The following is a 21118-nucleotide window of genomic DNA, read 5'->3' as shown; positions in this document are numbered from 1 at the left end:
GTGGCGGTCCAGCAAAGACGTACGCAACCGTAACCTGCGCAGACCTACGGTGACGCAACCGTAGGGTGCGAGGTCACCGAGGCATGTGATACCAGTCACGCCCGTGCGGCAGTTCGGCCTGCACGGCGGCGCGATCGGGGTCGAAGCTCACCATCGATGCGATCGGCGAGCTCTCGGGCAGGGGATCCTCGTAGCTCCACGCCACGTCGGGGACGACCACGTCACCGACCACCGCGCTCCAATAGGTCGCCCACCCCTTGTAGTTGCAGTATGTCGCGGTGTCCGAGCGCCGGAGGACCTCGGCGCGCACCGCCTCGACGCTGACGTACAGCCGGGGTGCCAGCGATGTCTCGAACACGATCGTGGTGTCTGCGGTGTCGACCACGGTGACCCCCAGGATCTTCACGCGCAGCCGTCGGCGGGTCGGTCGGCAATCGATGCGGTGGTAGGGGTTGGGTGGGTAGTGCACCAACCGGCGGCCCTCGTCGAACCAGGCGTCCACCGCGGTCCACGGCACCGACACGAAGCCGGGTGCCTCGAGGACCGGGGTGGTGGGCAGCTCGCTGACGTCCTCGGCGGCGAACGCATAACTCAGCGGCTGGCCGCGCCGGTGCACCATCAATGCACCCTCGGTGTCGATCAGGGTGCGGTCTCCGAGCACGGCCTGGATCCGGCGGGGGTGTGGCTCGACGTAGACGAGGTTGCCCTCGACGGTGGGGCTGAAGGCGCCCGCCCGGTCCTGGCCCAGGGGCCCGGTTCCCGCGGTGAGACTCACCGGATACGTCCCGGGCCACGGCGTTTCGTCCCATGGGTCATTGCCGGCGCCTCAATGACCGATCCGCGGCGAACATGTCGCCAGTTTACAAAATCGGTAGCGGATGTCACGGCGCCCGCCGGGGCTCGGGGTGCGGAACGCTGTCCAATGCGCCGACACGCGGTGACAGATCGGCGGGAACGACACATCCGGGAAGCGAAACACGGTGCAATGGGTACCCGGAGGCGGCATCGGCACGACGAACGGGGGATGGGTGAAGCGGCTCAACGGTGTGGACGCGATGATGCTCTACGGCGAGACGCCGGAAGTTCACATGCACACCCTCAAGATCGGTGTGCTCGATGTGTCGGCGCTGCCCGGCTACGACTTCGACATGTTCCGCAGGCTGGCGGCACCCCGCCTCCACGCGCTCGCGCCACTGCGCTGCCAACTGGTCGACATCCCCCTGAAGTTCCACCACCCGATGTGGGTGCAGAACGCCGAGATCGATCTGGACTATCACGTCCGCCGCGCTCACGTCCGTGCTCCGGGTGGACGCCGCGAACTCGATGAGCTGATCGGTGACATCGCCGGCACCCCGCTGGACCGTGACCATCCGCTGTGGGTCATGTATGTCGCGGAGGGGCTCGCGGACAACCGCATCGCCGTCATCCACAAGGTGCATCACGTCCTGGCCGACGGGATGGCCTCGGCCAACCAGATGGCGATGGCCATCCAGTCGGAACAGCCCGAGGTCGGCGGGGAGCTCGGCGACGCGCCGCCCGACTCCCGATCGGCGGCCAACCTGCTCCGCGCGGCCGGCCGTGATCACCTGCACCAGTTGGCCCGGTTACCGGGGCTGGTCGGCGAGACGGTCACCGGCATAGCGCGCGTGCGTAGGCGGGCCCGAGAGCGCGGTGTGCAACCTGACCTGGCACGCAATTTCGCGCCCCCGCAGACCTTCCTCAACCACGTCGTTTCCCCGGGGCGGCGGTTCGCGACCGCGCCGCTCGCGCTCGACGACGTCAAGCAGACGGCCAAACACCTCGGCGTCACCCTCAACGACATCGTGCTGGCCACGGCCGCCGGGGCGCTGCGGGAGCTGCAGCTGCGCTATGACGGGGCAGCGGACTCGCCGCTGATCGCCGGGGTGCCGGTGAGCTATAACCCCTCTCCGGATCGTTTGATGGGCAACGAATTCACCTACATGACACCGTCGTTGCCGGTGCACATCGCCGACCCCCTCGAGCGGGTGCGGCTGACCGCGACCGCGACTGCCATCGCCAAGGAGAACCACCGGCTGCTCGGACCGACGCTGCTGCCGTCATGGTTGACCTACCTGCCGCCCGCCACGACCCCGAGCGTCTTCCGCACCCAGGCGCGTCGGCTGGAATCGGCGATGGTGATGAACCTGACGATCTCCAACGTGCCCGGGCCGCGTGAGCGTGGCTTCATCGAGGGCGCCGTCGTCGACGAGATCTACTCGGTCGGCCCGATCGTGGCCGGGAGCGGGATGAACATCACGGTGTGGAGCTACGTCGATCAGCTCTCGCTGTCGGTCCTGACCGACGACCGCACCCTCGGGGACCCCCATGAAGCGACCGACGCACTGATCAACGCCTTCGCCGAAATCCGCGTGGCGGCCGGACTGTCCGCCGACCTCACGCCGGTGGCGGCCGCAATGCCGGTTGCGCCCGCTCGCTGACGATCTCGCGACCTGACGATCTCGCGCGCGGACGATCTCGCGGAAACGGCTGGCGGGAGTGCCGTTTCGGTTCCGGAGCGTCGGCACGCCCACGGTCGATGCCCGTAAGTACTTTACAGATCTTGCTCAAAGTGTCACCCTGTCCTGGGTGCCGAACGATGCGCGCCCGACGGTGGCGCGAGGACGACCTCGGCTCTGGCTCTCTGGGAGGCAACCGGTGACCGCACGCACTTTCGACGTCGACGACCTGCGGACAGGCGGGCACAAGGGGCCGGGCGTGCGGAGGACAGGGGAGAAGCTGCTCACCTACGACCTCGCCGTTCTCGCCGGCGACGTCGCGACCGTCGTGACGGCGGCCGGCGGTTGGCTCTGCGATCGGGTGCGAGCCGGCTGGCGTGTCACGGTCCTCACTCCGGGCGGCGCCGTCGACACCACCGCACTGACCATCCTCGGGGTGGACTGGGCGCCCGGAACCAGCCTCAGCGAACTGCCGGGCGGGCACCACCCCACCGCGGTGGCGGTCGACGCCCGATTGCTCGCCGGGTGCGCGTACACCCGCAGTGCCCTGCTCGAGATTCTCGACGGTGCGCGCACCGAGGTCACCGTATGGGGCGAATCGCCGTCACTCGAGGCGGGCCGGCGGTTCCACCGGGTACATCACCGCCTCAGCGCCGCCGCTCGAGCGTTCAAATCTCACGCGGTCCAGGCCTGCGGAGGACCGGCGGACCTGTCGGTCGAAGAGTTCCACAGCATTGCGCTCTGGTATGCCCCCGACGGCACCGACCTCGCTCCTGCCGGCCGGCCGGCCGGCACCTGAAACGGGCCGGAACTACCGCGTCTCGCGGTTGCGGCCCACGTACCAGCTGCGCGCCACGACACCGAGCACCAGCGCGGCGAAGCCGACGAGGAACCAGTCCTCGACGCGACCCACGTGGTTGCCGTGCATCATGAGCAGCAGGAAAGCCGCGCCGAGCAGTCCGCCGATCTGGATGACGCGGGGGTTCTCTTTCGACCATCCCCACTCTGCCGACGGCACTTCCTCGACGTCGACGCCGGTGTGACGCTCCACCTCGGTGCTTGCCACGGCTGCTCCTCACGGTCGGCGGCATGTCTGTGAAGGTCATTCTGACACAGCTCTACTACGCGCCGCCGTAGTAGTCCGCCGGCAGACCGCGCGCGCAGTAGGCTCGCCGGTCATGGGTATCCAGCAGGCTCGTGGCCTGCTCGAGGACAAGGTCGTCTTCATCACCGGAGCCGCCCGCGGGCAGGGCCGGGCGCATGCAGTCCGGTTCGCCGAGGAAGGCGCCGACGTCATCGCCGTCGACCTGTGCGCACAGCTCGACAGCGTCGCCTACCCCATGGCCACCCCGGAAGACCTCGAGGAGACGGTGCGGTTGGTCGAGAAGACCGGGCGCCGCGTCGTCGCCGAGCAGGGCGACGTCCGCGACCGCGATCGGCTGGCAGCGGTGGTGCAGCGCGGCCTCGCCGAGTTCGGCCGACTCGACTTCGTGCTGGCCAACGCCGGAATCCTGCCCGCGGCCGGCGTGGCCGGCACATCGCTCACCGCATTCACCGACGCGATCGCGGTCATGCTCAACGGCGTCTACTACACCATCGATGCCGCTTTGCCGGCGCTGTTGAGCAACCCCGACGGCGGTGCGGTGGTGATCACCAGCTCAGCGGCGGGCTTCACATCGGTGAGCACGGAGTTCGGCACGATGAGCCACGGCGCGGCGGGTTACACCGCCGCCAAGCATGGCGTCATCGGGGTGATGCGTCACTTCGCCCGCTCGCTGGCGGAGAAGAACATCCGGGTCAACTCCGTGCACCCCGGTGGCGTGGCTACCCCGATGGTCCTCAATGAGGCGATGGCCGAGTGGGTCGGGCGCCATCCGTCTTTCAGCGACGCCCAGCAGCCGCTGCTGCGGTTACCGATGATGGAACCCGGCGACATCAGCGACGCCATGGTCTATCTGTGCGGGCCGGCCGGTCGCTACCTGACCGGGGTGGCCCTACCGGTGGACGCCGGCCAGACGCTGAAGTAGCAGGCTACTTCTTTACTGCGTCGTACCTCCGCAGGGCCTCCTCGCGTTCCCGCTTGTGGTCCACCATCGGCTCCGGGTAGCCGGCGGGGCGCTCTCCGTCGAGGTCGTGCACGTCACCGTCGAACTCGGCCAGTTCGGACACCCAGCGGCGGATGTAATCCCCGGAGGGGTCGAACTTCTTACCCTGCGTCGTCGGGTTGAACACCCGGAAATAGGGCGCCGCATCGGTGCCGCATCCCGCCGCCCACTGCCAGCCGTGCTGGTTGTTGGCCATGTCGCCGTCCACCAGCTGTTCGAGAAACCACCGCGCCCCCCATTGCCACGGCAGGTGCAGGTCCTTGACCAGAAACGACGCCACGATCATCCGCACGCGGTTGTGCATGAAACCGCTCTGGGCCAACTGCCGCATCCCGGCGTCGACGATCGGAAAACCCGTCCGCCCTTCTTTCCACGTCTCGTAGGCCTTCGTGGCCTCGCGGCCGTCATCGACCTCGATCGCGTCGAAGGCCTCGTTCCAGTTCCACCAGACACTGCGCGGCCACTCGTAGAGCACCGACGCGTAGAAGTCGCGGAACGCGAGCTCTCTGAGATAGGCCTGCGCGCCTTTACCGCTGCCCAGGTCGGCAGCCAGAGTCCTGGGGTGCACCGTGCCGAATTTCAGATGTGCCGACATGCGGCTGCTCGCATCGAGATCCGGGCGGTTGCGGTCGTCGGCGTAACCGTCGAGTCCGTCGTGCAGAAACGTCCGCCATTGCTTGCTGGCCGCGGTCTCGCCCGCCGGCAGCTCCAATTCGACACCCTCGTCAGGGATGTCGGACAGCCCCGGCTTGCCGGTCACCTCGGCCGGGTCGATCCACCGCGCCGACGACGTCGTCGACTGCGCCGGCTTGCGCCAGCCGTGTTTACGCCACGCCTCATAGAACGGTGTGAAGACCTTGTAGGGCGTGCCGTCGTCCTTGGTCACCCGCCCGGGAGACACCAGATACGGCGAGCCGGTGGCGACCAGTTCGACGTCACCCAACGCCTCCTGAACCCGCTCGTCGCGCCGTCGGCCGTAGGGGGAGAAATCCTCGGACACATGCACCGACTCGGCGCCGACCTTCTTGGCCAGCGCCGGGATGCGAGTCTTCGGGTCACCCCGCGTCACCAGCAGCCGTCCGTCGAGCCGGTCGTGCAGATCGCGCAGCGCGTCGTAGAGGTACTGCATACGGCGCGGCCCGGCAGAAGCCTTCAGCGCGGGATCCAGGACGTAGCACGCGAGCACGTCGTCGGCGCTGTCGGCCGCAGCCAGCAACGCCGGATGATCGGACAGCCGCAGATCGCGGCGAAACCACAACACAGCGGGCATGACACTGATGCTGCCCGCGATGTCCGCCGGAGAAACCAACTACGACGACTCCGTAAGAACTCGAGGAACGCCACCTGCGGTCACGCTGCGATTCAGCGACCGTGACACCGCTGCGGTCGGCGCCGACCCATGGTCGGATTCCTGGGTGCTCGCCGTCCGACAGACCCGCCCGCGGCCTGCCACAATGCCTGCATGACCGCCGGGCCCGTCGACCGCTATCCCCGCGACATGATCGGGTACGGGCCGCACCCGCCGGATCCGCAATGGCCCGGCGGCGCCAGGATCGCGGTGCAGTTCGTGCTCAACTACGAAGAGGGCGCCGAGAACAGCGTCTTGCACGGTGACCCGGCCTCGGAGACGTTTCTTTCCGAAATCATTGCCGCGCAGCCTTTCCCGAACCGCCACATGAGCATGGAGTCACTTTATGAGTACGGCTCGCGGGCCGGGTTGTGGCGGGTGCTGCGCGCATTCGACCGACGCGGGCTTCCGCTGACCGTCTTCGGGGTGGCCATGGCGCTCGCCCGTAACCCCGAGGCCTTGGCAGCGTTCCGTGCGCGCGGTGACGAGATCGCCTGCCACGGCCTGCGCTGGATCAGCTACCAACTGGTCGATCCGGATGTGGAGCGGGAGCACCTGAGCGAGGCCGTGCGCCTGATGACCGACCTCACCGGCGCTGCCCCGCTGGGCTGGTACACCGGCCGAGACTCGCCGCAGACCCGGCGGCTGGTCGTCGAGCACGGTGGTTTCGTCTACGACTCGGACTCCTATGCCGACGACCTGCCGTACTGGACACACGTCGCGGGTACCGACCACCTGGTGGTCCCGTATGCGCTCGACACCAACGACATGCGCTTCGCGATCGCGGGCGGGTTCCCCAGCGGTGACCAGTTCTTCGCTCACCTGCGCGACGCGTTCGACGTGCTCTACGCCGAGGGGCAGGCAGGTTCGCCGAAGATGCTGTCGGTCGGGCTGCATTGCCGGTTGGCCGGCCGACCCGCCCGCACCGCGGCCCTGGAACGGTTCCTCGACCACGTGCAGTCGCACGACGACGTGTGGGTAGCGCGCCGCATCGAAATCGCCCGGCACTGGATCGAGCACTTCCCGCCCAGGAAGTGAGCACCGCTGGGGTTCCGCTCGGTCCCAGATCACATGGGCGGCATCAGGACCGTGTCGATCAGGTAGACGGTCGCGTTCGCGGTCTGCACTCCGCCGCAGATCACCGACGCGTCGTTGACCATGAGCTCATTCGGGTGCCCGGTGACAGTGACGTCGCTGCCCTGCACGGTGGTGTGGGTGCCGACGACCTGATCCGGAGCGGCGCGGCCCGGCACCACGTGATAGGTCAGGACATTGGTCAGCAGGGGAGCGTCGGTGGCGAGCTTGTCGATGGTCGCCTGGTCGATCTTGGCGAACGCCGCGTCCGTCGGCGCGAACACGGTGAACTCACCGCCGTCGAGCGTCTCGACCAGATTCACCTCCGGGTTGAGCTGGCCGGAAACAGCTTTGGTCAGTGTGGTGAGTAGCGGATTGTTCGATGCGGCGACAGTGAGCGGCGCCGGCGCCATGCCCTGCACCGAGCCCGGTCCCTCGGGAACCTGCTCGACATAGGCGGCGCACCCCGGCCCTGTCGGTTGTGCACCGGCGGTCGTCGCCGTCGTCAGGGACATGCCGATCGCGGCAGCAGCGGCCAATCCCGTTGCGGCCAGGTTCTTCCCGTTGATCCTCATGATGTCGATCTCCTTGTTTCCGGGGATGGTCGTACACCTGGTCTTCGGAGCCGGTGGGAATATGGATGGGGTTGACAGACAACAGATTTGACGCATTTTCCGGCCAGAAGCACGAATCCCCCCGCCCGGTGACACGGGCGGAGGGATCCGAGGGGTTCGTCGGCCGATCAGCTGGCCGGCGGCATCAGCACAGTGTCGATCATGTAGACGACGGCGTTGGAGGTCTTGACGCCACCGCACACCAGGCCGGCGTCGTTGACCATGAGGTCGTCGCCTTCACCGGTCACGTTCAGCGTCGCGCCCTGGACGGTCTCATGCTCGCCGGGCACCTGATCCGGGGCGGCCTGGCCCGGCACCACGTGGTAGGTCAGGATGCTGGTGAGCAGATCGGAATCGGTCTTGAGCGTCTCGATGGTCGCCGGATCGAGCTTGGCGAAGGCGTCGTCGGTCGGCGCGAACACGGTGAACTCGCCACCGTCGAGCGTCTCGACGAGGTTGACATCAGGGTTGAGCTGGCCCGACAGCGCCTGGGTCAGCGTGGTGAGCATCGGGTTGTTGGACGCCGCCACGGTCACCGGGGCGGAGGCCATCCCGGTCACCGAACCCGGGCCGGTGGGCACCTGCTCCGCATAGGCGGCGCAGCCGCTGCCGACCAAGTTGGCTGCCGGGTCGGCCATCGCGCTGGTGGTCGGGACCATCGATGTGGTCGTCTCCGCCGCAGCCGACGTCGTCGTGGTGGTCGCGTCGGTCGCTTCGGTCGAGCTGTCGCTCGAACAGGCGGCCACCCCGAGCATCGCGGCGGCGGCCACGCCTACGGCGGCAACCGACTTACGGTTCACGGTGATCATCACTTTCTTCCCTTCACGTCGTCATTGACGGACTCTCTGCCCGCACTGTGCTGACACGGGTGATTCATCGCCGGTCGCCGATTGGATGGGTCGTGATCCGAGACGTCAGATTCACGTCACAGATGCGCATCGGCCGTCATGGGTGATCGGGGGAGTGGCCACCGCCGCCGACACGGCACAATGAAGCCGTGACGGTCACCGGTGATTCCCCGAGGGACAGGATCCGGGTGCTGCTGCTGGGCAGCACCGGGTCGATCGGCACCCAGGCGCTCGACGTGATCGCCGCCAACCCGGACCGGTTCGAGGTCGTCGGGCTGGCCGCGGGCGGTGGAAACACCGATCTGCTCGCCAGGCAGCGGGCCGAGACCGGGGTGACGAACATCGCGGTGGCCGATCCGGCCGCCGCGCAGCGCCTCGGAGGTGTGCCGTACAGCGGTCCGCGCGCGGTGACCCGGCTGATCGAGGAGACCGCCGCCGGGCCCGGCGTCGACGTGGTGCTCAACGCGCTCGTGGGGGCGCTCGGTCTGGAACCGACACTCGCGGCGCTGGCCACCGGAGCGCGCCTGGCGCTGGCCAACAAGGAGTCGCTGGTGGCCGGCGGGCCGCTGGTGCTCAAGGCGGCCCGTCCGGGTCAGATCGTCCCCGTCGATTCCGAGCATTCCGCGTTGGCGCAGTGCCTGCGCGGAGGTGCCGCCGACGAGGTCGCCAAGCTGGTCCTGACCGCTTCCGGCGGTCCGTTCCGCGGCTGGAGCGCGGCCCAGCTCCACGATGTGACCCCCGAGCAGGCCGGCAGCCATCCCACCTGGTCGATGGGGCCGATGAACACTCTCAACTCCGCGTCCCTGGTGAACAAGGGCCTCGAGCTGATCGAGACGCACCTTCTGTTCGGGGTTGATTACGACCGCATCGAGGTCGTTGTGCATCCGCAGTCCATCGTGCATTCGATGGTGACGTTCACCGACGGTTCGACGCTGGCGCAGGCCAGCCCGCCCGACATGAAGTTGCCGATCGCGTTGGCGCTGGGCTGGCCGTCACGGGTGGCCGCGGCCGCGCCGGCCTGCGACTTCAGCACCGCAGCGCGCTGGGACTTCGAGCCGCTCGACGACGCCGTTTTTCCCGCCGTGGAGCTGGCCCGGGCGGCCGGCCGAGTTGGCGGCTGCCTGCCTGCGGTCTACAACGCGGCCAACGAAGAGGCTGCGCAGGCCTTTCTCGACGGGCGCATTCCTTTCCCGGCGATCGTGGGCACGGTGGCGCAGGTCGTGCGCGGTGCCGACCAGTGGGCGGCCGAACCAGCTACCGTGGATGAGGTGCTCGACGCGCAGGACTGGGCCCGCGACCGGGCGCGGCGCGTCGTCGAGCACGACCACGCAGGTACTGCAAGGAGATAGGGAACTGGCCGCCTCATGATGTTCGCGATCGGCGTCGTGCTCTTCGCACTCGCCATCCTGCTGTCGGTGGCGCTGCACGAATGCGGCCACATGTGGGTGGCCCGCGCCACCGGGATGAAGGTGCGCCGCTACTTCGTCGGTTTCGGCCCCACCCTGTGGTCCACTCGCCGGGCCAACAAGCTCGGTGAAACCGAGTACGGCGTCAAGGCGGTTCCGCTCGGCGGTTTCTGCGACATCGCCGGCATGACGTCGGTCGAGGAACTGGCACCTGACGAGCGCCCCTACGCGATGTACCGGCAGAAGACCTGGAAGCGCGTCGCCGTGCTCGCCGCCGGCCCCGGGATGAACTTCGTCATCGGGTTCGTGTTGATCTATGCCATCGCGATCATCTGGGGGCTGCCGAACCTGAATCAGCCGACCACCGCCATGGTGGGCGAGACCTCCTGCGTGAAGTCCGAGGTCAGCCAGGGTGAGCTGGGGGACTGCCTGGTGTCCAGCCCGGCCGCTGCGGCCGGCATCCGCGCGGGTGACGTCGTGGTCGCGGTCGGTGACACCCCGGTGGCGAACTTCGACGAGTTGGTCGAGGCGGTCCGGCCGCTGAACGGACCCACCGAATTCACCGTGCAGCGCGACCAGGACGGCCGCACCGAGGAGTTCACCACCACCGTCGACGTCACCCCGAGCCAGCGTTACGTGGCTGCAGACGCGGCCGATGCCGCACCGGTACCCACCGACGTCGGCACCATCGGGGTGACGGCAGCGATCTTCGGGCCCACCCAGTACAACCCGCTGGCCGCGGTGCCCGCCACCTTCGCCTTCACCGGCGATCTCGCCGTCGAACTGGGCAAGGCGCTGGCCAAGATCCCCACCAAGGTCGGCGCGCTCGTCGATTCCATCGGCGGTGGCGAGCGCGATCCCGAAACCCCGATCAGCGTCGTCGGTGCCAGCATCATCGGCGGCGACACCGTCGACCAGGGGCTGTGGGTGGCGTTCTGGTTCTTCCTGGCGCAGCTGAATTTCGTGCTGGGCGCGGTGAACCTGATCCCGCTGCTGCCGTTCGACGGCGGCCACATCGCGATCGCGGTGTTCGAGAAGCTGCGCAACCTGTTCCGGTCCGCGCGTGGCATGGTGGCCGCCGCCCCGGTGAACTACCTGAAGTTGATGCCGGCCACCTACGTCGTCCTGGTCGTGGTGGCCGGATACATGTTGTTGACGGTCACCGCCGACTTCGTCAACCCGATCAGACCCTTCCAGTAGGAGAACGATGACCTCCATAGGTCTGGGCATGCCGGCACCGCCGGCCCCTGTTTTGGCCCCCCGCCGCACCACCCGGCAGCTGATGGTCCGCGATGTCGGGGTCGGCAGCGAGCACCCCATCTCGGTGCAGTCGATGTGCACCACCAAGACCCACGACATCAACTCCACGCTGCAGCAGATCGCCGAGCTGACCGCGTCGGGTTGCGACATCGTCCGCGTGGCGTGCCCGCGCCAGGAGGACGCCGACGCGCTTCCGACGATTGCCAAGAAGTCGCAGATCCCCGTGATCGCCGACATCCACTTCCAGCCGAAATACATCTTCGCCGCCATCGACGCCGGTTGCGCCGCGGTGCGGGTCAACCCGGGCAACATCAAGGAATTCGACGGCCGGGTCAAGGAAGTCGCGAAGGCTGCGGCGTCCGCCGGTATCCCGATCCGCATCGGCGTCAACGCCGGATCGTTGGACAAGCGCTTCATGGAGAAGTACGGCAAGGCCACCCCCGAGGCGCTCGTCGAGTCGGCGCTCTGGGAGGCGTCACTGTTCGAGGAGCACGGTTTCGGCGACATCAAGATCAGCGTCAAGCACAACGACCCCGTCGTCATGGTCGCGGCCTACGAGCAGCTCGCCGAGCAGTGCGACTATCCGCTGCACCTCGGCGTGACCGAGGCGGGCCCGGCCTTCCAGGGCACGATCAAGTCGGCGGTCGCGTTCGGCGCTCTGCTGTCGCGGGGCATCGGTGACACCATAAGGGTCTCGTTGTCGGCGCCGCCGGCCGAAGAGGTCAAGGTGGGCATCCAGATCCTGGAATCGCTCAACCTGCGGCCCCGGTCCCTGGAGATCGTCTCCTGCCCGTCGTGCGGGCGGGCCCAGGTCGACGTCTACACCTTGGCCAACGAGGTGACCGCCGGCCTGGAGGGCATGGAGGTGCCGTTGCGGGTGGCGGTGATGGGGTGCGTCGTCAACGGTCCGGGCGAGGCTCGGGAAGCTGACCTCGGTGTGGCCTCGGGCAACGGCAAGGGTCAGATCTTCGTCAAGGGTGAGGTCATCAAGACCGTTCCGGAGGCGCAGATCGTGGAGACGTTGATCGAAGAGGCGCTGCGACTTGCGGAAGAACGCGGTTTGGAGGATGCCAGCGGTTCACCGGTTGTGACCGTAAGCTAGACCACAGGCCCCCCGGGCGTGCGGGTCGGCTGCTCAGGATTTGTCGCAGAAAGAGTCCAGATGTCGGCTCCTCCGCTTTTCCGTCTCGTCGACGAGCGAAGGGTGTCGGTGGCGCGCGACATCACCGCCGTGCGCGACGTTCTCGACTCCGACCCCGTAGCCGCGTGCATGGTCGCCTCCCGCGTAGCCGAGCACGGCATCGAGCCGTCGGCCATCGGCGGGGAGCTCTGGACGCGGCGCCGGGTCAACGAGTCGCTGTGTTACGCCGGCGCCAATCTGATTCCGCTGCGGGGCGCGCTGGGTGATCTCAACGCGTTCGCCGACAAGGCCATGAGCAGTCCGCGCCGGTGCTCGTCGCTGGTCGGGCGCGCGGAGTTGGTGCTGCCGATGTGGCAGCGACTCGAACAGGTGTGGGGCCCCGCGCGCGATGTGCGCTCCCATCAACCCTTGATGGCGCTGAACACCGCGCCCGTCTGCGCGATCGACCCCGCTGTGCGCCCGGTGCGCATGGAGGAACTCGACGCCTACCTCGTCGCCGCGGTCGACATGTTCATCGGTGAGGTCGGTATCGATCCCCGCCTGGGCGACGGTGGCCGCGGTTACCGCCGCCGCGTCGCGTCGCTGATCGCCTCAGGGCGGGCCTGGGCACGCTTCGAGCGTGGGCAGGTGGTGTTCAAGGCCGAGGTCGGTTCACAGTCACCGGCGGTGGGCCAGATCCAGGGTGTCTGGGTGCACCCGGACCGGCGGGGCCGCGGCCTGGGTACCGCGGGGACCGCCGCGCTGGCTGCGGCCGTAGTCGCCGGTGGCCGCATCGCCAGCCTGTACGTCAACAGCTTCAACACCGTGGCGCGGGCGACTTACGCACGCATCGGATTCGTCGAGGTCGGCTCGTTCGCGACAGTGCTGCTGGACTGACGCCGACTGGGTTGACGTTGCTGGAACGACGTCGCCGGACTGACCAGCTGGTCGAAGATCGGCCAGAACGTCGCGCCCGCCGACTGTGTCGATGGATTGATCGTGCCGGATCGACCTTGGCGCACTGCGTGACACGTACGCTTGCTGTCCATGACCGAGGACATGGACGGGCATGAGGCCGGCGCTGAACGCAGAGCCATCGCCGATGCCCTCGTACGCGCGCTGGACCGTCGCCACGAGGTCCTCGACGCCGTGGTCGCCTCGGAGGACTACGACGCCGCGATCGACGCCATCGCCGATCTGCTCGACACCTCTGCTCCAGCGGCCGAAGCTGTGCTGAGGTTGTCCTTCGATCGGCTCACCAAGGTCGCGCGCAACCGAATCGCCGCTGAATTGCAGGACCTGAGCAGTCAGTCGGCGATTTTCACCCCGCCGGAGCCTCCCGGAGGGCGGGCCCGGCGGCTGATGTTGCGGCCGTTCACCGCGGAGGAGGACCGCGACATCTTCGCGGCCCGCACCGAGGACATCCGCCTGGCCGGCGATGGTACCCAAGTCCCGGCCGGCGACCTCGGCGACGAAATCCGGGGCGCAATGGCGCGTTTCGCCGCCGAGGAGGCCGCCTGGCTGGTTGCCGAGGTTGGTTCGACCAAAGTCGGCATGGTGTTCGGTGAACTCGCCGACGGAGAGGTCGACGTCCGGATCTGGATTCACCCGGCGCATCGCAAGCAGGGCTACGGCACCGCCGCGCTGCGCGCGTCCCGGTCGGAGATGGCGGCGTACTTTCCGGCTGCGCCGCTGGTGGTGCGGGCAGCGGCCGCCGGCGCATAGCCCCGTCGCACGGGCGGGATCGCGGGCAGTCGCCGCCGGTTCGTAGCCGCGGGCGGGATCGCGGGCAGTGGCCGCCGGTTCGTAGCCGCGGGCCGGGCGCGGGCAGTGGCCGCCGGTTCGTAGCCGCGGGCGGGGCGCGAGCGTACGGTTTCTGACAGAAATCGCCCGATATTCATCAGAAACCGTACTTTCGCGGCCAGGGGCCACAGCCGCGGGCGAGGGGATAGCCCGCTCGCGCGGCGCGGCCATGGGCCACAGCCGCGGGCGAGGGGACAGCCCGCTCGCGCGGCGGGGGTTAGCCCGCTCGCGCGGGCGAGTGAGAGCCGTCGCGGGCTCGCATGTCGGGCCACAGTCGCGGACGCATAACTCCGTCGCGGCTGCGCGATCTCAGACCCGAGGTGCCTCTCGGCGTGCCTGCGCCGAAACCGGATCGTTATTTCTTAACATTCGTCTCAATGGCCACACTGATCTCATCCGTAACACGCGCTGTCGCCGTGTTGTCCGCTGTCGCGACCGTGGCCGCGCTCAGTGCATGCACCCCGCGTCCCGACGGGCCCGAGCCGGTCGCCGAACGGTTCTTCGTCGCCCTGGCCGAGGGGGACACCTCCGCGGCCAGCGCGTTCGCCGATCGCCCCGAACTCGCGCGCGCCGCGCTCAACGAGGCGTGGGCGGGTCTGCAGGCGACCGGCTTGGACGCCCAGATCCTGAGCTCCAAGTACGCCGAGGACACCGGGAGCATCGCCTACCGCTACACCTGGCACCTGCCCAAGGACCGGACCTGGAGTTACGACGGCCGGCTGAACATGATCCGGGACGACGGACGGTGGCAGGTGCGATGGAGCGCCACCGACATCCACCCGCGGCTGGGCGAGAACCAGACATTCGCTCTGCGCGCCGACGATCCGCCGCGCGCCTCGGTGCACGAACGCAGCGGCACGAACGTGTTGGTGCCCGGATACCGCTACCACTTCGCGCTGGACGCCCAGCAGGCCGGCAGCGCTCTGATGCCCACCGCCCGCGTCGTCGCCGATGTGCTCCGCCGGTTCGACAACACCCTCGATGCCCAGCGCCTGGCCGAGCAGTCCAGTTCGATCAAGGGGCCGCTGAGCCTGATCACGCTGCGCAAGGCCGACCACGACGAGGTCGTGGGCGCCCTGGCCGCGCTGCCCGGGGTGGTGATCACGCCGCAGCCCGAAATGGTGCCCACCGACGAGGACTTCGCGCCCACCTTGATCAACGAGATCAAGAAGACGGTGACCGATGATCTGGACGGGACGCCGGGCTGGCGGGTCGTCACGGTCAACCAGAACGGCGCCGACGTCGACGTCCTGCACGAGGTGCGCGGTGACCCGGCGCCGTCGGTCAGCATCAGCCTGGACCGGTCGGTGCAGGAGGCGGCGCAGAACGCCGTCGACACCACCGGTAAGCAGGCGATGATCGTCGTGATCCGACCGTCTACCGGCGAAATCCTGGCCGTGGCGCAGAACGAGGCCGCCGACCGGGAGGGTCCGATCGCCACGATGGGCCTCTACCCACCGGGGTCGACGTTCAAGATCGTCACCGCGGGTGCGGCCATCGAACGCGACATGGCGACTCCCAACACGCTGCTGGGATGTCCCGGGCAGATGGACATCGGCCACCGCAGCGTGCCCAACTACGGCGGCTTCGACCTCGGCACCGTGCCGATGTCCCGGGCCTTCGCCAGCTCCTGCAACACCACGTTCGCCGAGCTGGCCAGCCGGATGCCGCCGCGCGGGCTCACCCAGGCCGCCGCGCAGTACGGCATCGGACCCGACTACCGCATCGCCGGACTTCCCACGGTCAGCGGGTCGGTGCCCCCCACGGTGAATCTCACCGAGCGCACCGAGGACGGTTTCGGTCAGGGCAAGGTGGTGGCCAGCCCGTTCGGCATGGCGCTGGCGGCGGCGACGGTAGCGGCCGGGCACACCCCGGTGCCGAAGCTCATCGACGGCCGGGAGACCGAAATCACCGGGGACCGGGCCCAGATTCCGGCCGAGGTCGTGGAAAGTCTGCGACCGATGATGCGGCTGGTGGTGACCAACGGGACCGCCGAAGATCTCCAGGGTGCCGGTGACGTGCGCGGCAAGACCGGCGAAGCGGAGTTCGCGGGCGGCTCGCATTCCTGGTTCACCGGATACCGCGGGGACATGGCGTTCTCGGCGCTGATCGTCGGCGGCGGCAGCTCGGAGTACGCGGTGCGCATGCTCAAGGGCATGCTCGACGCCCTCCCGCCCGATTTCCTGGCCTGACGGCGGTACCGTGGGAGGGTCATGACCGACATCAACCACGGCAGAACCCACCGCGTCGCCGACGCGTCGTTGGTGCGCGCGTCGGCGGATGCCGTCGAGATGAGGATCTCCGACGCCGACCGCAACGGCACGCTGCGCCGACTGCACAACGCGGTGGCCCTCGGACTCATCGACATCGACGAGTTCGAGGAACGCTCGGCGATGGTGGCGCGGGCCAGGCTGCGGTCGGAGTTGGACGCCCTGGTCGGCGACCTGCCCGGACCGGGGGCGATCGTCACCTCGGCGGCCGACCGCGTCGAGTTGCGCGGTGTGCTGGGCTCGCTGACTCGCCAGGGTGAGTGGATCGTGCCGACTCGGCTGGCGCTGCACCGCCGGATGGGTTCGGTCGACCTCGACCTGACCCGGGCCCGGTTCGCCGGCCCCATCGTGGTGATCGAGTTGGATCTGGTGTTCGGTGGGCTCGAACTGCGACTTCCCGACGGGGCGAGTGCCTCCATCGACGATGTCGAGGTCAACGTCGGCCGCGCCCACGATCACCGTAAAGACGCCCCCGCGGAGGGGAAGCCGCACGTCATCCTCACCGGCAAGGTGGTCTGCGGTTCGGTCGACGTGCGAGGCCCCCGAAAGGGATGGCGGCGCAACCGGTTCGCCCGCACTACCTGAGGGGTTCCTCGGCCACGCCGTAGCGCTCCTGGTATCGGCGCACCCGCTGTCGCACCTCGCCGGCGTCGAGACCGGTGTCTGCCCAGCGGTAGCGCGTACCGCCGTGGTCGCCGGGATGCGCAGCCAGGTGTTCACGCATCCGGGTCTCGGTGGCGCAGTTCAGTTCTCGGCCCATCGCCGTGTACAGCGTCCGGACAGTGGCCAGCGGGTCACGCATGAACTCGGTGAAGTGCACGTCGATGACCTGGCTGTCGGGCACCACGCCGGAATCACGCATCTCGATGGCCCGGTCCAGCCCGACGACGATCTCTTCGCAGGACTGGGCGGCGCAGTCGGCGATCGAGGATTCGTCGGAGGCCAGCCGCCGTAGATGGTGGGTCAGCGCGCTGATCGAGGAGATGACGTTGAGGGGGTCGCGGTGGGTCTGCACGATCAGAGCGTCCGGATACTCGGCGACGAGCGCCTCGAGTTGCCACAGATGTGCCGGCGATTTCAGCAGCCACCGACCGCCGACGGCGGATTGCAGGTGCTGCAGGAACATCCGGTGGTACCGGTAGGCCGGCCCATGGTCGGCTTCGTTGAGTAGCCACCGGTAGTAGTCGGGCAGGCGGTACTGCACCGAGAAGATCATGCTGGTGAACTGACCGGCGGTCATGCGCACGCATTCCTGGCCGACTCGCGCCCCCATCGGGTGATGCACCAGCAGGCCGGGCACGATCTGCTCGGACATCTCGATGCCGGCCTGGGTCGCGGCGATGCGCGGGTCGGTGTCGTACTCCCTCGGGTCGGGGAGAGGGTGTGGGTTGTCCACCTCCCAGGTCAGCGGCGCCCGTAGTTCGGGGTCGGTGGCCAGCAGATCGAACAGGATGGTGGTGCCGGTGCGGGGCTGGCCCACGATGACGATGGGCCGTTCGACCGGTGCGGTGGTGACCTCGGGGTGGCTCGTGCGCCACGCGATGATCTGGAGGCGGTGGGTCAGCGCGCGTACGAGGTCGGTCGAGGCGATCTCGACCCCGAGCGCGTTGAGTCGGGCCTGGCTGATCAGACCGTCGCACAGCCTGTTCAGCCCCTCGCGCCAGCTGTCCTCCCCGAAGTCGTCACAGCCGGCGGCGTGGCAGGCCTGCTCGATCAGGTCGTCAGGGCGGAAGCGTGCCGCGATCATGATGCGTCTCCACGGTGGCGGATCGACGTGCGCACCGTCGGAGGCGCTGGGTTGTCCAGCCAGCGCAGGATCACGAAACCGCGGTGCCGGCCGCCGGTGTCCAGCCAGTGCCCGTGTCCGAAGTCCCCGGCGCCGATCGCGATCCGGACCACCCCGGACGGATCCGGTGCCACGCCCTTGTTGGTGACAGAGCTGTGCCGGTGGCGCGGCTCGAGGCACTCGTGCCAGACGTTTTCCAGCGTGACGTTCCAGAACCGGGTCCGCGGGGGAGTGAACTCCAGCACCAAGGATTCATCGGGGTCCAACGCGAACGAGCCGATCATGTAGAGGTTGTCGGGCGTCGTGTCGGCGGCACCGAGCTCGGCGGCCTCAGCGGTCACCAGCCGGTTGGGTTGGGCCAGCAGCTCGGGCATCACCGTACGGTGAAGAGTGGCGAGCTTGACGATGGTCCACGCCATCGCGGTGAACGCCTCGCCCGCGGCCGCATCCGACAGCGGTTGCAGCGCCTCGGCGTCCAGGCAGTCGATCGCCATGCTGGCCTCAGACTCCGAGCAGCGGTCGGAGATGTACTCGCGCACCACGACCGCGGAGGCGTCGTCGGGAATCGGAACCCACTGCGCGGCGCCGAGTTCGTCCGGGGCCGGTTGGCCGGCGGACAGCAGCATCTCGAAGGTTCCGTCGACGCAGTGCAGGTCACGGTCACCGAGATAGGCGGCCATCCGGCGCGGCGTCAGACCGGTGCCGGCGAGCACCTGGAAGCCCAGATAGGCGGTGCTGCCGCGGGTTCCGCTGATCCGGTATGCCCGGTCACCGCGGATCGCGGCCAGCAGGTAGCGACCGTCGGGATTGGGTCCGCCGATCATCCGCGTGGGCGTGCACATGTCGAAGAACAGCGGGCGCTGCGGGTCGGCCTCCACGGACAGTTCGGTGCACAGTGCGCTCACCTTGGCCAGCACCCGCAGACCTTCGAGCAGTTCACGTTCGTCGGCTGCATCATCGACCACCGTCGCGGTCAGGTCCGCCAGCATCTGGCGGACGAAGTCCCAGCCGGCGAGCGCCGCAGCGGCCAGATCATTGCTTTCGACGTCCATGGTGAGACATAGTCTCACCATGGACGCTGTCTCGAGTCGTGATTCGCGCGAAAGTCTCACCGTGCGCAAGCAGCGCGCGACCAAGGCGCGGATCGCGGCGGCCGCGGCGCGCGCCGTCGCCGACCACGGGCTCGCCGGGGCGACGGTGGAACAGATCGCCGCAGCCGCCGAGGTCGGGCGAGCCACTTTCTTCCGCTACTTCTCGGCCAAGGAAGACGCAGTTGCCGAGGGCATGACCACCCGGTGGCTCGACGTGATCACCGCCGCCCTGGCCGCCCAGCCGCCCGACCTGGCCGCCGACGCCGCGGTACGCGGTGCGTTCGACGACCTCGGTGACGGATTCGAGGCCATCAGTGACCAGGTGCGCGAGTTGGCCGCGCTGACCCGGTCATCGCCGGTGTTCAGCGCATGGACGCTGCAGATCTACCTGCGCTATGAAGCCGCGATCGCCGAGCTGGTGTCCCCACGGTTCGCCGACCGGAGGCCCGACGACCCACGCCCGCGGTTGCTGGGGGCGTTGGCCATGGCCTCGGTGCGGGTCGCGCTCGACGACTGGCTGGTCCATGGCGGATCGCTGCCGGCGCGGGTGCGCTCGGCGCTCGCGTCGGTCACGGTGGCGTGAGCCGCCAGTTGGGCTGGGGTGGCGTGAGCCACCAGTCTCATCCCAGTGGCGTGAGCCACCGGTCTCAGCGCGGGTCGAGTACCGCGAAACTCAAGGTGGCGCGTGCCGCCAGGCGGTCCCGCGCCGCGTCGGTGACGTCGACGGCGATGATCGACAGCCGTCGCCCCGCCCGCACCACGGTGGCCTCGGCCCGGGCGGGACCTTCCAGGACTGGAGCCAGGAAGTGGATGGTCATGTCCGCGGTCGTCACGTCCTGGCCCGGCCCGACGTGACGGTCGGCGAGGCGACCAGCGGCGATGTCGATCAGGGTGGCTACCAGTCCACCCTGTAGGGCGCCGCGCCTGTTGACCAGATCGGGACGGTTGTCCAACTCGATCACCAGGCGTTCGTCGGATTCCTCGACGTCCCGGAAGTCCAGCTGTGCGAACAAGTGCCCGGGGGTGACCTGCATGCCGGAACGCTAGCATTGCTACATGTCTGTACGCAGTGCCCTCCGTCCCGGTGTGGTGTCGCCGACGTTGCCGGTTCCACGGTCGATCGAGCGACCCGAGTACGTGGGTAAGGCGACCGCGCAGGAGGGCAGCGAACCGTGGGTGCAGGCCCCCGAGGTGATCGAGAGGATGCGGGTCGCCGGGCGCATCGCCGCCGGTGCGCTCGCCGAGGCGGGCAAGGCGGTCGCGCCGGGGGTCACCACCGACCACCTGGACCGGGTCGCCCACGAGTACATGGTCGATCACGGCGCATACCCCTCGACACTGGGATACAAGGGTTACCCGAAGTCCTGCTGCACGTCGCTGAACGAGATCATCTGCCACGGCATCCCAGACTCCACGGTCATCGAGGACGGTGACATCGTCAACATCGACGTCACCGCCTACATCGACGGCGTGCACGGGGACACCAACGCGACGTTCCTGGCCGGCAACGTCAGCGAGGAGCACCGGCTGCTGGTCGAACGGACTCACGAAGCCACCCTGCGCGCCATCAAGGCGGTCAAGCCCGGCCGCGCGCTGTCGGTGGTCGGTCGCGTCATCGAGGCCTACGCGAACCGCTTCGGCTACAACGTGGTTCGCGACTTCACCGGACACGGCATCGGCACCACCTTCCACAACGGCTTGGTGGTGCTGCACTACGACGCACCGTCGGTGCAGACGGTGCTCGAACCCGGCATGACGTTCACCATCGAGCCGATGATCAACCTCGGTGAGCTCGACTACGAGATCTGGGATGACGACTGGACGGTCGCCACCAAGGACAAGAAGTGGACCGCGCAGTTCGAGCACACCCTGGTGGTCACCGACTCGGGCGCGGAGATCCTGACCCAGCTGTGAGC

21 protein-coding genes are annotated in these 21118 nt (G+C 68.5%); 13 read left to right on the top strand and 8 right to left on the bottom strand.

The genetic code is table 11. The features are described from left to right. Positions 1-73: 73 nt before the first annotated feature. Positions 74-775 (bottom strand): DUF427 domain-containing protein, encoded by a 702-nt coding sequence (locus tag ACEWX3_RS18405; RefSeq protein WP_374157271.1) that lies wholly within the window; start codon positions 773-775, stop codon positions 74-76. Positions 776-1028: 253 nt separating this feature from the next. Between ACEWX3_RS18405 and ACEWX3_RS18400 the strand changes: the two genes are divergently transcribed. Together ACEWX3_RS18400 and ACEWX3_RS18395 are read left to right on the top strand one after the other, a co-directional pair. Further along, entirely contained in the window at positions 1029-2459 is a 1431-nt protein-coding gene (locus ACEWX3_RS18400; RefSeq protein ID WP_374159889.1) for a wax ester/triacylglycerol synthase family O-acyltransferase, read from the top strand. 217 nt (positions 2460-2676) lie between these two features. Continuing rightward, complete coding sequence (locus tag ACEWX3_RS18395) at positions 2677-3276, top strand: hypothetical protein (RefSeq protein WP_374157270.1); 600 nt, start codon at positions 2677-2679, stop codon at positions 3274-3276. A gap of 12 nt (positions 3277-3288) precedes the next feature. On the opposite strand, the gene ACEWX3_RS18390 is transcribed toward ACEWX3_RS18395, so the two are convergent. Continuing rightward, on the bottom strand, positions 3289-3543 hold the full coding sequence (locus ACEWX3_RS18390; RefSeq protein WP_207067547.1) for a DUF2631 domain-containing protein: 255 nt from the start codon (positions 3541-3543) through the stop codon (positions 3289-3291). Positions 3544-3655: 112 nt separating this feature from the next. Between ACEWX3_RS18390 and ACEWX3_RS18385 the strand changes: the two genes are divergently transcribed. Beyond that, positions 3656-4504: a mycofactocin-coupled SDR family oxidoreductase gene (locus ACEWX3_RS18385; protein ID WP_374157269.1), complete on the top strand. Its 849-nt coding sequence runs from the start codon at positions 3656-3658 to the stop codon at positions 4502-4504. A gap of 4 nt (positions 4505-4508) precedes the next feature. Here the strand turns inward: ACEWX3_RS18385 and ACEWX3_RS18380 are convergent, their stop codons facing one another. After that, positions 4509-5852 carry a deoxyribodipyrimidine photo-lyase gene (locus ACEWX3_RS18380; RefSeq protein ID WP_374157268.1) on the bottom strand — a complete coding sequence of 448 codons (1344 nt, stop codon included), beginning with the start codon at positions 5850-5852 and terminating at the stop codon, positions 4509-4511. 192 nt (positions 5853-6044) lie between these two features. Between ACEWX3_RS18380 and puuE the strand changes: the two genes are divergently transcribed. After that, complete coding sequence (puuE, locus tag ACEWX3_RS18375; RefSeq protein ID WP_374157267.1) at positions 6045-6968, top strand: allantoinase PuuE; 924 nt, start codon at positions 6045-6047, stop codon at positions 6966-6968. A gap of 29 nt (positions 6969-6997) precedes the next feature. Here the strand turns inward: puuE and ACEWX3_RS18370 are convergent, their stop codons facing one another. Both ACEWX3_RS18370 and ACEWX3_RS18365 read right to left on the bottom strand, forming a co-directional pair. Continuing rightward, positions 6998-7579, bottom strand: a complete 582-nt coding sequence (locus ACEWX3_RS18370) for a fasciclin domain-containing protein (RefSeq protein ID WP_207067551.1) — start codon at positions 7577-7579, stop codon at positions 6998-7000. A 167-nt stretch (positions 7580-7746) separates the two neighbouring features. Next, on the bottom strand, positions 7747-8427 hold the full coding sequence (locus ACEWX3_RS18365) for a fasciclin domain-containing protein (protein ID WP_207067552.1): 681 nt from the start codon (positions 8425-8427) through the stop codon (positions 7747-7749). Between the two features lie 188 nt (positions 8428-8615). Here ACEWX3_RS18365 and dxr point away from each other — a divergent pair, with 188 nt between their 5' ends. The 7 genes from dxr to ACEWX3_RS18330 all read left to right on the top strand — a co-directional run bounded on the left by dxr (position 8616) and on the right by ACEWX3_RS18330 (position 16910). Further along, positions 8616-9815 carry a 1-deoxy-D-xylulose-5-phosphate reductoisomerase gene (gene dxr, locus ACEWX3_RS18360; RefSeq protein WP_374157266.1) on the top strand — a complete coding sequence of 400 codons (1200 nt, stop codon included), beginning with the start codon at positions 8616-8618 and terminating at the stop codon, positions 9813-9815. A 15-nt stretch (positions 9816-9830) separates the two neighbouring features. Then, entirely contained in the window at positions 9831-11072 is a 1242-nt protein-coding gene (locus ACEWX3_RS18355) for an RIP metalloprotease (RefSeq protein ID WP_207067554.1), read from the top strand. 7 nt (positions 11073-11079) lie between these two features. Then, the gene (gene ispG, locus ACEWX3_RS18350) at positions 11080-12234 is read left to right on the top strand and encodes a flavodoxin-dependent (E)-4-hydroxy-3-methylbut-2-enyl-diphosphate synthase (RefSeq protein WP_374157265.1); all 1155 of its coding nucleotides are present in this window, start codon (positions 11080-11082) and stop codon (positions 12232-12234) included. Positions 12235-12294: 60 nt separating this feature from the next. Further along, positions 12295-13149 (top strand): GNAT family N-acetyltransferase, encoded by an 855-nt coding sequence (locus ACEWX3_RS18345; RefSeq protein WP_207067555.1) that lies wholly within the window; start codon positions 12295-12297, stop codon positions 13147-13149. Between the two features lie 150 nt (positions 13150-13299). After that, positions 13300-13977 carry a GNAT family N-acetyltransferase gene (locus ACEWX3_RS18340; protein ID WP_373889078.1) on the top strand — a complete coding sequence of 226 codons (678 nt, stop codon included), beginning with the start codon at positions 13300-13302 and terminating at the stop codon, positions 13975-13977. A gap of 455 nt (positions 13978-14432) precedes the next feature. Further along, entirely contained in the window at positions 14433-16247 is a 1815-nt protein-coding gene (locus tag ACEWX3_RS18335; protein ID WP_374157264.1) for a penicillin-binding transpeptidase domain-containing protein, read from the top strand. 21 nt (positions 16248-16268) lie between these two features. Then, the gene (locus ACEWX3_RS18330) at positions 16269-16910 is read left to right on the top strand and encodes a DUF1707 domain-containing protein (protein WP_373889079.1); all 642 of its coding nucleotides are present in this window, start codon (positions 16269-16271) and stop codon (positions 16908-16910) included. On the opposite strand, the gene ACEWX3_RS18325 is transcribed toward ACEWX3_RS18330, so the two are convergent. Further along, positions 16903-18072 (bottom strand): sulfotransferase, encoded by a 1170-nt coding sequence (locus tag ACEWX3_RS18325; RefSeq protein WP_374157263.1) that lies wholly within the window; start codon positions 18070-18072, stop codon positions 16903-16905. The two genes, ACEWX3_RS18330 and ACEWX3_RS18325, sit on opposite strands and share 8 nt — an antisense overlap. After that, complete coding sequence (locus ACEWX3_RS18320) at positions 18069-19163, bottom strand: DUF1214 domain-containing protein (protein ID WP_374157262.1); 1095 nt, start codon at positions 19161-19163, stop codon at positions 18069-18071. Before ACEWX3_RS18320 ends, ACEWX3_RS18325 begins: the two co-directional genes overlap by 4 nt. Positions 19164-19182: 19 nt before the next feature. On the opposite strand from ACEWX3_RS18320, the gene ACEWX3_RS18315 reads away from it, so the two are divergent. Continuing rightward, positions 19183-19785 carry a TetR family transcriptional regulator gene (locus ACEWX3_RS18315; RefSeq protein WP_221360726.1) on the top strand — a complete coding sequence of 201 codons (603 nt, stop codon included), beginning with the start codon at positions 19183-19185 and terminating at the stop codon, positions 19783-19785. A 64-nt stretch (positions 19786-19849) separates the two neighbouring features. On the opposite strand, the gene ACEWX3_RS18310 is transcribed toward ACEWX3_RS18315, so the two are convergent. Next, positions 19850-20236: a PaaI family thioesterase gene (locus tag ACEWX3_RS18310; RefSeq protein WP_374157261.1), complete on the bottom strand. Its 387-nt coding sequence runs from the start codon at positions 20234-20236 to the stop codon at positions 19850-19852. A 22-nt stretch (positions 20237-20258) separates the two neighbouring features. On the opposite strand from ACEWX3_RS18310, the gene map reads away from it, so the two are divergent. Then, positions 20259-21116 (top strand): type I methionyl aminopeptidase, encoded by an 858-nt coding sequence (map, locus tag ACEWX3_RS18305; RefSeq protein WP_374157260.1) that lies wholly within the window; start codon positions 20259-20261, stop codon positions 21114-21116. Positions 21117-21118 lie beyond the last annotated feature (2 nt).

The sequence above is a fragment of the Mycobacterium sp. G7A2 genome (assembly GCF_041902445.1).
Classification (GTDB): domain Bacteria; phylum Actinomycetota; class Actinomycetes; order Mycobacteriales; family Mycobacteriaceae; genus Mycobacterium.
This window is presented reverse-complemented; position numbering and strand designations above follow the sequence as displayed.

Bases quoted from the DNA above. Each gene is read 5' to 3' on its own strand.
- ACEWX3_RS18385 (WP_374157269.1), top strand. From the start codon at position 3,656: ATGGGTATCCAGCAGGCTCGTGGCCTGCTCGAGGACAAGGTCGTCTTC.
- ACEWX3_RS18380 (WP_374157268.1), bottom strand. From the start codon at position 5,852: ATGCCCGCTGTGTTGTGGTTTCGCCGCGATCTGCGGCTGTCCGATCAT.
- puuE (WP_374157267.1), top strand. From the start codon at position 6,045: ATGACCGCCGGGCCCGTCGACCGCTATCCCCGCGACATGATCGGGTAC.
- ACEWX3_RS18370 (WP_207067551.1), bottom strand. From the start codon at position 7,579: ATGAGGATCAACGGGAAGAACCTGGCCGCAACGGGATTGGCCGCTGCT.
- ACEWX3_RS18365 (WP_207067552.1), bottom strand. From the start codon at position 8,427: ATGATCACCGTGAACCGTAAGTCGGTTGCCGCCGTAGGCGTGGCCGCC.
- ACEWX3_RS18355 (WP_207067554.1), top strand. From the start codon at position 9,831: ATGATGTTCGCGATCGGCGTCGTGCTCTTCGCACTCGCCATCCTGCTG.
- ispG (WP_374157265.1), top strand. From the start codon at position 11,080: ATGACCTCCATAGGTCTGGGCATGCCGGCACCGCCGGCCCCTGTTTTG.
- ACEWX3_RS18345 (WP_207067555.1), top strand. From the start codon at position 12,295: ATGTCGGCTCCTCCGCTTTTCCGTCTCGTCGACGAGCGAAGGGTGTCG.
- ACEWX3_RS18340 (WP_373889078.1), top strand. From the start codon at position 13,300: ATGACCGAGGACATGGACGGGCATGAGGCCGGCGCTGAACGCAGAGCC.
- ACEWX3_RS18335 (WP_374157264.1), top strand. From the start codon at position 14,433: ATGGCCACACTGATCTCATCCGTAACACGCGCTGTCGCCGTGTTGTCC.
- ACEWX3_RS18330 (WP_373889079.1), top strand. From the start codon at position 16,269: ATGACCGACATCAACCACGGCAGAACCCACCGCGTCGCCGACGCGTCG.
- ACEWX3_RS18325 (WP_374157263.1), bottom strand. From the start codon at position 18,072: ATGATCGCGGCACGCTTCCGCCCTGACGACCTGATCGAGCAGGCCTGC.
- ACEWX3_RS18320 (WP_374157262.1), bottom strand. From the start codon at position 19,163: ATGGACGTCGAAAGCAATGATCTGGCCGCTGCGGCGCTCGCCGGCTGG.
- ACEWX3_RS18315 (WP_221360726.1), top strand. From the start codon at position 19,183: ATGGACGCTGTCTCGAGTCGTGATTCGCGCGAAAGTCTCACCGTGCGC.
- ACEWX3_RS18310 (WP_374157261.1), bottom strand. From the start codon at position 20,236: ATGCAGGTCACCCCCGGGCACTTGTTCGCACAGCTGGACTTCCGGGAC.
- map (WP_374157260.1), top strand. From the start codon at position 20,259: ATGTCTGTACGCAGTGCCCTCCGTCCCGGTGTGGTGTCGCCGACGTTG.